The following is an 11852-nucleotide window of genomic DNA, read 5'->3' as shown; positions in this document are numbered from 1 at the left end:
GGTGTCGGTTCGGCGCGCTTACCTGGTCGCCGCCGCGGCCTGCGCGGCGCTCAGCGCTTCACGAGGCGATTTCTGACCGCTCAGGGCAGCCTGCACCGCCGTCCACAGTGCCTCTGAGATCTTCGGGTACTTCGTGCCGAGGTTGTCCCCGGTGCGACCCTTCGCCGCCCGGACCGCCTGCACCCAGACCGTGAGCTTCGGGTCCGCCGCCGCCTGCCGATCCTGCACGGCCGTGACGGGCGCTACGTAGGAGAGAGTGGTGTCGGTGGTGAGCAGGTTGTCGGCACTTGTCAGGCAGGTGACAAGCTTCTGCGACGTCGCGTACCGCTCGGTGTTCTTCTGCACGGGGATGGAGACGAACTCACCGCCGGTGGGCGCCGGCGCCGGACCGCCGGCGCTCGCCGGAATGGCGATGGTGCCGTACGAGAACCCGAGCTTCTCGGCGTTCGCCAACTGCCAGGTGCCGTTCTCGGCGAACGCGTAGTCGCCTGTGGCGAACTCCTGCCAGCTCGTGGTCTGGGTGTTGTTGATGACGGAGTTGGGGGCGTACCCCTGCTTGAGCCAGTCCGTCCATAGCGTCAGCGCGGAGGCCGCCTGCGGCGAGTCCAGGCTTGTCAACTGGGCTCCGGCGCCCCAGAACCACGGCAGGAACTGGAAGCTGCCCTCCTCGGTGCCGATGGCGGAGAAGGTGATGCCCTTCTTTCCCGCGGTCTTGACTTTGGTGAGCGCCGTGGTCAGCGACGTCCAGTCGGTGATGGTGGCCGGATCCACGCCGGCGGCAGTCAGCAGATCCTTGTTGTAGTAGAGCGCGAGGGTGTTCGCCCCGATCGGCACCCCGTACGTCTTGCCCTCGCTCTGGCCCGCGCCGAGCAGGTTCGGTGCCATGGCCGAGACGTCGAGCTTGTTGTCGTCGGTGGTGGTGAGCGTGCCCGCCTCTGCCAGTGTGGAGATGACGGGGTTGTCCACTATCAGCACGTCCGGCGAGTTTCCCTGCTGGGCGGCGAGCAGGGCCTTGTTCGTGAGGTCGGTGGTGTCGTAGCCGGTCCGCTCGACAGTCACCCCCGCGGAGGTGCCGCACCTGTCGAGCAGCGCGACCCACTGCGAGTCGTCGGCGAACTGCGGGTACGGATCCCAGACGACGTACGCGGCGTCGCCGGGATCGTCGGCGGAGGACGAACAGGCGCTGCCGGCGGCGACGGCGAGTGCCGTCACGGCGACAGCGGCCAGGCGCCACTTGTGGCTGGGTCGAGTCATCTGGTGCCTCACTTCACGTCGATCGTCAGGTGGGGTGGGATCGGCCGTCGGGGGCCGTTTCGGTTCGGCGAGGAAGCGAATCGATTCGACAAGTGGTTCGGCCGAAGATAGGTCGGCCCCTGCCCGGAGGTCAACAGCTGATCGCCGCGGATGTGCGGTTGCCTGGAAACGCCCGCTTCATCGAATCGTCATCGCATTGACACGGTTGAGTATCCGGTCCTACGATCCGTGCGAATCGATTCGCAAGTGCTGCCCTCCGGAGAGCGTCCCCCACGCCCCACCAAGGAGCCGCCCCGTGCAAACCCCGTCCCGTGGCAGGTCAGGACGAACCCGTGCGACAGTCGCCCGCCTCGTCGCCGGCCTGCTCGCCGTCGCCGCCACCACAGTCGCCGCCGCGTCTCCGGCCCAGGCCGCCGACGAGTCGATGAGCGTCAACTTCTCCACGACAAGCGGTTCGCCGACCTACCGCGCGTCCGGCTGGATCTACGGCATGACCGAGAACGCCAGCGGCCCGCCCGACCACTTCTACCGGGACGTCAAGTTCCAGTACATGCGAGCGGGCGGAGCGCAGCTGCCGGGAAGTGGCTGGGTCGGCGGGAACTACGACCGCCGGTGGAACTCCACAGTCGCCCAGGCACGCCGCACCGTAGCCCTCGGCGGTCAGTTCATCCTGCTGCCGCACGACCTGTGGGGCGCCGACGGCGCCGGGATCTCCCGCTTCCCCGGCGACAACGGCAACTGGGCCGACTACGACGCCTTCCTGAGCCGCCTCGTCAACGACGTCCGGGCGTCCGGGCTCTCCGTGCAGTGGGACATCTGGAACGAACCCAACATCACCATCTTCTGGAACCGGCCGATCTCCCAGTACCTCGAACTGTGGCGGCGCACCTACCAGCGCATCCGGGCGGAGTTCCCCAACCAGCTCATCGTCGGGCCGAGCTGCGCCTGCGTACCGTCGACCACGCACACCTTCTGGAACCAGTACCTGGACTTCGTCCGCTCGACGAACACGGTGCCGGACATCGTCAGCTGGCACTCGCTGCCAGGCGACCCGGTCGCCAACGTCGCCGCCGCAAACGCCACCCTCGACCCGCGCGGCATCGCCCACCCCCGCCCGTACCAGATCAACGAGTACGGTGCGCCTGAGGAGCAGAACCCTGCCGACGGGGCGTGGTACATCGCCCGTCTGGAGCGAGCGCGCGCCGACGGCCTCCGCGCCAACTGGGCCGGTGGCGGCAACCTGCACAACGACCTCGGCAACCTGCTGGTCCGCAACTCGGCAGGGCAGCACCAGCCCAAGGGTGAGTGGTGGGCGTACCGCTTCTACGCCGGGCAGACGGGGCAGGTGGTCGCGGTGACCGCAAGCCAGTCGTACGACGCGTTCGCCACCAAGACGACCGGCACGGCGAAGGTCCTCGTCGGCGGCGGTCGGACCACCGGCAACCTGGCAGTCAACATGCAACGTCTGGACACGACGAGCGGCATCGTGCAGAACAGCCAGGTCCGGGTTCTCGTCCAACGCATCCCGCACAACGGCGGCGGTGCCGTGCAGGGGCCGATCACCGTCTCGAACAGCGTCGTCGGCGTGGCAAACAACAACGCCACCGTGAACCTGCCGTACACCAACCAGAGCGACACGTACACGATCACCCTGCTGCCGCCGTCGGACGGCGGGTTCCAGTCGGTGGCGGTGGCCCAGCACTCCCAGCAGTGCCTGGACAACGCAGGACTGAGCACCTCGGACGGCAACGTCCAGCAGCAGTTCTACTGCGAGGGCGGCGACCAGCAGCTCTGGAACTTCCGTCCGGTCGCCGGGGTGGCAAACACGTACACGGTGGTCAACCAGCAGAGCGGCAAGTGCCTCGACGTCAGCGGCGTCTCCACCGCCGACGGCGCGGCTGTGCACCAGTGGACCTGCCTGAACGGCCTCAACCAGCAGTTCACCCTCCGCAAGGTGACCTACGCGGGCAACGACTCGCACGACTACCAACTCGTGGCCCGCCACAGTGGCAAGTGCGTCGATGTCAGCACGATCTCCACGGCGCCCCGGGCACCCGTGCACCAGTGGACCTGCAACCCGACCGGTCAGGGCAGCCCGTTGAACCAGACGTGGCGGGTCCTGGGCCGGTAGGCGTCACCGTGGGAGTTCGAGGTGCCTGCACCGCTTCCACGCAACAACCCCACCACCCGTAGCGCGTCGGCGAGCCCTCGCGCTTCGACGACTCCGAGGAGCCGCCCCCGTGCAACCCTCGTCCCGTACCGGGCCAGTTGATGCCCCGGTGGAAGCCCGTCACCCGCGACGCGGTCGCGTCCGTCAGCTGATGGTGCTGACCAGCGTTCTGGCCGGTGCCCTCGTCGGGGTCGGCGCCGTCCCTGCCGCCCCACAGGCGTCCGCCGCCGCCATCGAGCCGGGTCAGAGCACCCGGATCGTCGGCGTGCCCTCCGGTCGCTGCCTTGACGTCCCCAACTCCAGCACCGCCAACGGCACCCAGACGCAACTCTGGGACTGCCAGGGCGGCGCCAACCAGACCTGGACCTGGACATCGAGCAGACAACTCATCGTGTACGGCAACAAGTGCCTGGATGCCTCCGGCCAGGGCACCGCCAACGGCACGGCGGCGATCATCTGGGACTGCAACGGTCAGACGAACCAGCAGTGGAACGTCAACGCCAACGGCACCATCACCGGCGTGCACTCGGGGCTGTGCCTCGACGCCAGTGGTTACGGCACCACCAACGGCACAAAGATCCACCTGTGGGCGTGTCACGGTGGCACGAACCAGCAGTGGACCTCGCCGACCACCACGCCTCCGACCACACCGCCTCCGACGACTCCGCCGCCGACGGGCGCGCGTCCCTGCGACATCTACGCCTCCGGCGGCACCCCGTGTGTGGCGGCGCACAGCACGACGCGGGCGCTCTACGGGTCGTACGCCGGCAACCTCTACCAGGTCCGACGTTCGTCGGACAACACGTCCCGCGACATCGGGTTGCTGAACGCCGGTGGCACCGCCAACGCGGCGACGCAGGACGCGTTCTGCGCCGGTACGACGTGCGTGGTGACAGTCGTGTACGACCAGTCGGGGCGCGGAAACGACCTCTGGTACCAGGGGTCGAGTGTGGTTCCCGGTTCGCCGCAGAGCAGGCCGGCGGTGGCGACCTCGGAGTCCCTGACCGTGGGCGGCTCCAAGGCGTACTCGCTCTACATCAACCCGGGGAACAGCTACTGGCGCGACGGGCACCTGACCGGCGTGCCGACCGGGGCCGCTCCCGAGGGCATGTACATGGTGACAAGCGGCACCCACGTCAACAACGGCTGCTGCTTCGACTACGGCAACAGTGAGACGACGAGGAAGGCCGATGCCGCCGGGGCGATGGACGCCATCAACTTCGGCACCCAATGCTGGTTCGGCGGCTGCTCCGGCACCGGACCCTGGGTGCAGGCGGACCTCGAATGGGGTCTGTTCCCGGGTGGCAGCCAGACCTGGAACCCCAACCAGCGTTCCTTCACCAGCAAGTTCGTCACCGCGACGCTGAAGAACAACGGCATTTCGCGGTTCGCCATCAAGGGCAGCAACGCCCAGTCGGGCAGCCTCTACACCCTCTGGGACGGCTCGCTCCCGCCCGGATACAGCCCGATGAAGAAGCAGGGCGCGATCATCCTGGGTAGCGGCGGGGACTGCTGCAAGCCCGACGGCGGCGCGAACCTGAGCGCCGGCACCTTCTACGAGGGAGCCATGGTCGCCGGCTATCCGTCCGACGCGACCGAGAACGCGGTGCAGGCCAACGTGGTGACCGCCGGCTACCGCTGAGCCGGCGCGCCAACCCGCCCGCCGGTCATCACCGCACAGTGGGTGGTGGCCGGCGCGGCGTGGTCACGTCAGTCGTCGGCGGCGCTCGTACGATCCGGGTCGGCCGGCGGGGGAGCGACCTCGGCGAGCGCGGCTCGCACCGTGTCCAGCAACTGGTCGTCCGGGTGGTCGATCCAGTGCTGGATGGCGACGCGCAGGATCGCCAGGAACGTCGCGGCCAGGAGGCGGGCGCGCAGCGCCACGTCCGCGCCCGTGAGCCGAGGTGCGAGTTCCGTCGCCAGTTCGCGCTCGATCGCCGTGTACGCCGCGACCTGATGTGCGGCCAGGCCGGAATATCCACGCAACTGTCGGCGTCGGGGCAGCCAGGACCGGTCCCGCCCGCCGAACGCCTCGGGCGTGAAGCGCTCCGCCGCCCGGCTCAGCGCCGTCCACGGCGGCTCGTCTGCCGGCCGCTCGTGGACAAGTTGCAGCAGCCGCCGCAGGCGTACGGTGTCGCCGTGAAAGAACGCTTCTTCCTTGTTGGAGAAGTAGTTGGAGAACGTCCGCCGGGAGACGTTCGCGGCGTCGGCGATCGCCTCCACGGTCACGCCGTCGGGCCCGTGTTCGGCAGCCAGGCGTAGCGCCGCCTCGTGCAGGGCGAGTCGGGTGGCCGCCTTCTTGCGCTCCCGTAGCCCGGTGATCTCGTCCATCGGCCCCAGCGTAGTGGGGGTGATGCGCTTCTCAACGAGCAAACTTGCCTAGTGGGCAAGATCGGTAGATGCTTGCGTGAGGCAACCAACTAGATGTGAGGGGCAGGGCGTGGACAGCACCGCGGGGGAACTCGGCCTTCGGCTGTACGACCTGGTGCGGACTGTCCGGTTACTGAAGCAGCACCGGGCGGAGGAGGGGCAGGCCGTCGCGCCGGGCCTGCTCGGCATGCTCATGCAGATCGACAAGACCTCCGGCGGCTGCCAGGCCCGTGAGCTGGCCCAGCGCACCCGACTGGACCCGTCCACGGTCAGCCGCTCGATCGCGGCGCTCGTCGCGGACGGTCTGGTCGAGCGGCGGCCCGACCCGTCCGACAAGCGGGCGAGCTTCCTCGCTGTCACACCGGCCGGCCGGGCCGCCCTTGCCGAGAGTTTTGGCTGGTACGGCGACGTGCTGCGCCGGGCGCTGGCCGACTGGACCCCCGACGAGGTCGACGCGCTGAGCGGCGCCCTCGGACGGTTCGCCCGCGACATCGAGGTTGCCCTCGGAAACCACGACAACCTGGAGGCCGCGCGATGAGCGCACCCACCATGACCGGCGCTGAGCCGATGACCCATCGGCGAACGCTGGAAGCGCTCAGTGGTCTGCTGCTGGTGCTGTTCGTCGCGATGCTCAGCAGCACTGTCGTCTCCACAGCTCTTCCAAAGATCATCGGAGCGCTGAACGGCTCGCAGACCCAGTACACCTGGGTCGTCACCGCCACCCTGCTCACCGCGACCGCTACCACCCCGATCTGGGGCAAGCTGGCCGACCTGTTCAACAAGAAGGTCCTGATCCAGGTCGCCATCGTGGTGTTCCTGCTCGGCTCGGTCATCGCCGGGTTCTCGCAGACCGCTGGCCAACTGATCGCCGCCCGCGCGTTCCAGGGCATCGGGGTCGGTGGCCTTCAGGCTCTCGTCCAGGTGGCGATCGCCGCCATGATCCCGCCGCGTGAGCGGGGCCGCTACAACGGCTACCTCGGTGGCGTCATGGCGGTCGCGACCGTGGGTGGCCCACTGCTCGGCGGCCTCATCGTCGACACGTCATGGCTCGGCTGGCGCTGGTGCTTCTTCGTCGGCGTGCCTGTCGCCGCCGTGGCGCTCATCCTGCTCCAGGCCACCCTGCACCTGCCGACCGCGCGCCGTGAGAACGTCAAGATCGACTACCTGGGCGCCGGACTGATCGCTGCCGGCGTGAGCGTACTGCTGATCTGGATCTCGTTCGTCGACGGCTCGTTCGCCTGGGTCTCCTGGCAGACCGCGGCCATGGTGGGCGGCGCGGTCATCCTGCTCGCACTGGCGGTCTGGGTCGAGTCGCGGGCCAGCGAGCCTGTCGTCCCGCTCGACATCGTGCGCCAGCACACCACCGCACTGGCAATCCTCGGCAGCCTCGCGGTCGGCATGGCCATGTTCGGCGGTGCCGTCTTCCTCGGCCAGTACTTCCAGATCGGCCGCGGCTACAGCCCCACCGAAGCCGGCCTGCTCACCATCCCGATGATGGCCGGAGTACTGCTGTCCTCCATCATCGCCGGACGACTCATCACCAAGAGCGGAAAGATCAAGCCGTACATCGTCGCCGGGTCGATCACCCTCGTCGCCGGGTTCGCGTTGCTGGGCACCGTCGACCACGAGACGTCGCTCGTCCTGGTCGGCGTCGCGATGTTCATCGTCGGCACCGGTGTCGGTATGACAATGCAGAACCTCGTCCTCGCCGTACAGAACACGGTCTCGCTCAAGGACATCGGCGCGGCCAGCTCCAGCGTCGCGTTCTTCCGGTCCCTCGGCGGCACGATCGGTGTGTCGGTACTCGGCGCCATCCTCGCCCGCCGGGTCAACGACCAGATCACCCACGACCTCGCCGCCGCCGGAATCCCCACCTCCGGCAACGACGGCAACAGCAACCTCAACATCACCGCCCTGCCCGAGGGGGTGCAGGAGATCGTCCGTGCCGCGTACGGCGACGCCACCGGACACATCTTCCTCATCTCCGCCGCCATCGCTGTCGTAGGCGTCATCGCCGCGCTGCTGCTCCGACCCGTCACCCTCCGGACCAGCCTGGACCTCCCGGATGCCGCCACCTCGACGGCAGTGGCAGCCGACGCTGTCGACGGTGCTCCCGCGTTCGACCAGACATCGGTAGTGGACACGTCGAAGGAACCGACGCGCCGCCGCTGACGCCAGACCCGACGTCGAACCCGCACGAAGGCGTGAACCGGGGCCGCCACCGACTTTCGATGGTGGCGGCCCCGGCACCTCGGTGGCGAGCCAGATCGGCTGCCAGGCCCGGACGCCTCCTGCCGCTATTGGTGCTCCTGCCGCTCGGTGCAGTGCACCTCGACGATTGCCGCACTGGCGGGCGCTGAATTGTCGGCGGCGTCGTCGCGTTGCTTGGCGCCTGGCGTTGCCTGGCGCCTGGTGTTCCTGGTGCCTGGCGTTCCTGGCGCGTTGCCTGGCGCGTTGCCTGGCCTGTGGGCCTGGCGTTGCTGGCGTGTTGCTGGCGTGTGGGCCTGGCGTTGCTGGCGTGTGGGCCTGGCTGCCTGTTCTGAGGCGGCAGTCGTGCGGGTCCGTCGACGCGTGAGCCGGGGCGATCGGTGCCGGCGAATGACGCGTTTGGAGGGTCGCGCCGAATGGGTTCATGCGCGGATCGCATGCCTGACGCGGCTTCCTCCCATCCGCTGGTCAGTTCCTCTCATCTGCCGAGATTTCGGAGAAGATCCACTCGGTTTCCTTGAAATCGCGGTGTCCTTGATGGCGGGATACCCCGATTTCAAGGAGCCCGTGTTGATCTCGCCCGTTGGCGGCCCGGACGCATTGATCGCACTGTCGCCGCATGGGCCATGGCCCCGATGGCGCTGCGCCGCCTCGCTCGCCGCGTCACGGTGGGGCGGGGATGCCGTCGTGGCGGGGACACGATGAGCGGAAAGGGCGTCGCGGGCTGAGGGATGCGCCGACCGAAGGGGTGGGCGATGCGCCGACCGAAGGGGTGGCTGAGCAAATCTGGACGCAGGAGGCAAGAGTCGCACTCCCTGCCACTTTCAACATATACCGCACCCGGGGTCTTGCGGCAAGACCCGGGTCGTACCGCAGAATCTCCCAGCCGAGGCCACAGCCTGCGGAAACGAGGCGGGGTGTGCCGCGCGGATCGCGCTGGACGGCTGGCGCGGACGCAACCGTGGCGAATGGGGGAATGCCTTTCATGATTGACGTGATCATTGCCGGCGGGGGCCCGACCGGCTTGATGCTCGCGAGCGAGTTGCGGCTGCATGACGTACGCGTGCTCGTGCTGGAGAAGGACGAGGAACCGACCAGGTACGTTCGTGCGCTGGGTCTGCACGCGCGCAGCCTTGAGGTGTTGGATCAGCGCGGGCTGTTGGAGCGGTTCCTCGCGCTCGGCCGGCAGTTTCCGGTGGGTGGTTTCTTCGCCGCCATCACCAAACCGTCGCCGGGTCGGCTGGACACCTCCCACCCGTACGTCCTCGGGATTCCGCAGCCCATCACCGACCGGTTGTTGGCGGAGCGCGCTGTCGAGGTCGGCGTCGAGGTGCGGCGCGGCTGTGCGGTGGTCGGGCTGCGTCAGGACGAGCACGGGGTGACGGTCGAGCTGGCCGACGGGGCGCAGGTGCGTTCGCGGTACCTGGTCGGCTGCGACGGGGGTCGCAGCACGGTACGCAGGCTGCTCGGCGTGGGCTTCCCCGGTGAGCCGAGCAGGGTCGAGACGTTGCTCGGTGAGATGGAGGTGGGGGTGCCGCCGGAGACGGTGGCCACTGTGGTGGCGGAGGTCCGCAAGACGCAGCTCCGGTTCGGTGTCGGGCCGGTCGGGGAGGGGGTGTACCGGGTTGTCGTACCGGCTGAGGGGTTGGCGGAGGACCGGTCCGCGCCGCCGACGCTCGATGAGGTGAAGCGGCAGTTGAGGGCCGTTGCCGGCACTGACTTCGGCGTGCACTCGCCGCGTTGGCTGTCTCGGTTCGGTGACGGCACCCGGCTTGTCGAGCGGTATCGGACGGGTCGGGTGCTGCTGGCCGGCGACGCGGCGCACATCCACCCTCCGACCGGTGGGCAGGGGCTGAACCTGGGCATCCAGGATGCTTTCAACCTGGGATGGAAGTTGGCCGCAGAGATCAACGGTTGGGCGCCGGACGGGCTGTTGGACAGCTACCACGCCGAACGGCACCCGGTCGCCGCCGACGTACTGGACAACACCCGGGCCCAGATGGAGTTGCTGTCCACCGAGCCAGGTGCCCAGGCGGTACGTCGGCTGCTGGCGGAGTTGATGGACTTCGAGGACGTGAACCGTCACCTCATCGAGAAGGTCACCGCGATCGGGGTCCGCTACGACTTCGGCGCGGGGCACGACCTGCTCGGCCGGCACCTGCGGGACGTACGTCTGAAGGGGGGTCGGCTCTACGAGCTGATGCACGGCGGGCGCGGCCTGTTGCTCGACCAGACCGGCCGGCTTTCGGTCGCGGGGTGGGCGGACCGGGTCGACCACGTCGTCGATGTCAGCGAGGAGGTGGACGCGCCGGCGGTGCTGCTGCGACCGGACGGTCACGTGGCCTGGGCCGGTGACGACCAGCAGGGCCTGGTTGGCCAGCTGCGTCGATGGTTCGGCGCAGCCGCCGGCTGACGGACAAACCGTCGTCAGCCGCTGGCTGACACGGACTGTCGGCGTCAGCCGGCGTCACCGAGGCGCAGCACCCCGGTACGTCTGTCAGCCCGCCGCGAGGCCGTATTCCCGGTCGGTGAACAGGTCCACGTCGCGGGGCCCCAGCTTCGCGACCCGGCGGGCGTGCAGGGCAAGTTGCCGGCGTGCCTCGCCGAGGCGACGGCTGGCGATCGTCATCTCGTCGGACGGTTCGAACGGTTCGGTGCCGCTGCACTGCATGGCGGCGACCATCACCCCGTTGAACGCGGTCATGAGTCCGTTGGCGAGGGCGATGCCGTCCTGGTCGCCGTGGGTCCAGATCTGCGACCAGGCGCTCTCCACAGTGGTCATGTCCCGGGCCAGCCAGTCGTGCAGCGCCATGGGTCCCAGCGGCTTGTGCCCCGCGAACAGTTCGTTGCCCGCCTCCGGCAGGCTCGAACGCCAGTACCTGGTCTGCCGCAACGCTTCGGCCTTGTGCGCGAGCCGCAGGGCGCCGGACAGGATCAGCACGTACGCCCGTTGCAGATCTGCCCGTTCCTGGTGCCGTCGCCTCATTCGGGAGTGCACCAGGACCACGAGCAGTGATGCGAAGGCGGTGATCGCGGAGCCGAGGAGGGCGGCCAGGGTTGAGTTCACGCCGACATGATGCCTGCCGATCAATAGCGCCGATCCTTGGGATCACCCGATCCGGTCTGCCCGAGGGCACGGCGGACCGCCGGTGAGGGCAGGCGCGGGCCGCCCTGTTACCGGTAACAGGGCGGTTGGCAGCCCGTTTGCGGCGGCTCGATAGATGTCCTTCGTTACGACTTGACGAACGGCATGTTATCGCTCACAGTCGATGTCGAGGACGACAGTAGCTGTGACTCACCGGGCGAGCCCGCTGGTCGTACCTCACGACCAGACGTCCCCCAGGGCATGCGGACGTCGCATCAGCACCGTGTCAGCAGCAGCCGGCCACACGGCGGGCACATCGCGCCTGCCGACCGTCACAGGACGACCGACCCGGAACTCACTGTGATCGAAACGTCCAGCGCCAGCCGGCGATCCACCCCGGGTCATCCGGGAACCGACGCCGGCAGCGACGTCGGGTACCACCACCGCTGCAACCTCCACGAAGGACTCGACATGAAACCCAAGAAAGCCGTGCGGGCGACGGTGATCCTCGCCGTCGCCGGCGCACTGACCGCGGCCACGATGGTGGCCCTGGCTCCGACCGCCAGCGCCGGGACGACCCTGCGCACGGCGGCGGCTGAGAAGGGCCGCTACTTCGGCGCCGCGGTCGCGACGGGCAAGCTCTCCACCAGCACGTACGTCAACATTCTGAACCGCGAGTTCAACAGTGTGGTGGCTGAGAATGAGATGAAGTGGGATGCCACCGAGCCGCAGCAGGGTCGGTTCAGCTATTCCGGTGGTGATCGT

9 protein-coding genes are annotated in these 11852 nt (G+C 68.6%); 6 read left to right on the top strand and 3 right to left on the bottom strand.

Features of this window, described 5'->3' with window-relative positions:
* Nucleotides 1-18 precede the first annotated feature (18 nt).
* Nucleotides 19-1254 carry an extracellular solute-binding protein gene (locus tag ADK66_RS18710; protein WP_053657102.1) on the bottom strand — a complete coding sequence of 412 codons (1236 nt, stop codon included), beginning with the start codon at nt 1252-1254 and terminating at the stop codon, nt 19-21.
* Nucleotides 1255-1549: 295 nt separating this feature from the next.
* Here ADK66_RS18710 and ADK66_RS18705 point away from each other — a divergent pair, with 295 nt between their 5' ends.
* Together ADK66_RS18705 and ADK66_RS18700 are read left to right on the top strand one after the other, a co-directional pair.
* Nucleotides 1550-3385, top strand: coding sequence for an RICIN domain-containing protein (locus ADK66_RS18705; RefSeq protein ID WP_053657100.1), 1836 nt, complete (start codon nt 1550-1552; stop codon nt 3383-3385).
* Nucleotides 3386-3575: 190 nt separating this feature from the next.
* Nucleotides 3576-5066, top strand: a complete 1491-nt coding sequence (locus ADK66_RS18700) for an arabinofuranosidase catalytic domain-containing protein (RefSeq protein ID WP_053657098.1) — start codon at nt 3576-3578, stop codon at nt 5064-5066.
* Between the two features lie 68 nt (nt 5067-5134).
* Here the strand turns inward: ADK66_RS18700 and ADK66_RS18695 are convergent, their stop codons facing one another.
* On the bottom strand, nt 5135-5755 hold the full coding sequence (locus tag ADK66_RS18695) for a TetR/AcrR family transcriptional regulator (RefSeq protein WP_053657096.1): 621 nt from the start codon (nt 5753-5755) through the stop codon (nt 5135-5137).
* 109 nt (nt 5756-5864) lie between these two features.
* Between ADK66_RS18695 and ADK66_RS18690 the strand changes: the two genes are divergently transcribed.
* The 3 genes from ADK66_RS18690 to rox all read left to right on the top strand — a co-directional run bounded on the left by ADK66_RS18690 (nt 5865) and on the right by rox (nt 10415).
* Nucleotides 5865-6332, top strand: a complete 468-nt coding sequence (locus tag ADK66_RS18690; protein WP_197281568.1) for a MarR family winged helix-turn-helix transcriptional regulator — start codon at nt 5865-5867, stop codon at nt 6330-6332.
* Nucleotides 6329-7966, top strand: coding sequence for an MDR family MFS transporter (locus ADK66_RS18685; protein ID WP_053657092.1), 1638 nt, complete (start codon nt 6329-6331; stop codon nt 7964-7966). The genes ADK66_RS18690 and ADK66_RS18685 overlap by 4 nt, the downstream gene beginning before the upstream one ends.
* 1021 nt (nt 7967-8987) lie before the next feature.
* Nucleotides 8988-10415, top strand: coding sequence for a rifampin monooxygenase (gene rox, locus ADK66_RS18680; RefSeq protein WP_053657090.1), 1428 nt, complete (start codon nt 8988-8990; stop codon nt 10413-10415).
* Nucleotides 10416-10499: 84 nt separating this feature from the next.
* Here rox and ADK66_RS18675 read toward each other — a convergent pair whose 3' ends face one another.
* Complete coding sequence (locus ADK66_RS18675; RefSeq protein WP_053657088.1) at nt 10500-11069, bottom strand: hypothetical protein; 570 nt, start codon at nt 11067-11069, stop codon at nt 10500-10502.
* Between the two features lie 489 nt (nt 11070-11558).
* Between ADK66_RS18675 and ADK66_RS30815 the strand changes: the two genes are divergently transcribed.
* On the top strand, nt 11559-11852 hold a 294-nt coding region (locus ADK66_RS30815), incomplete at its 3' end, for an endo-1,4-beta-xylanase (RefSeq protein WP_197281569.1).

The sequence above is a fragment of the Micromonospora sp. NRRL B-16802 genome (genome assembly GCF_001279555.1).
Lineage (GTDB): Bacteria > Actinomycetota > Actinomycetes > Mycobacteriales > Micromonosporaceae > Micromonospora > Micromonospora profundi.
This window is presented reverse-complemented; position numbering and strand designations above follow the sequence as displayed.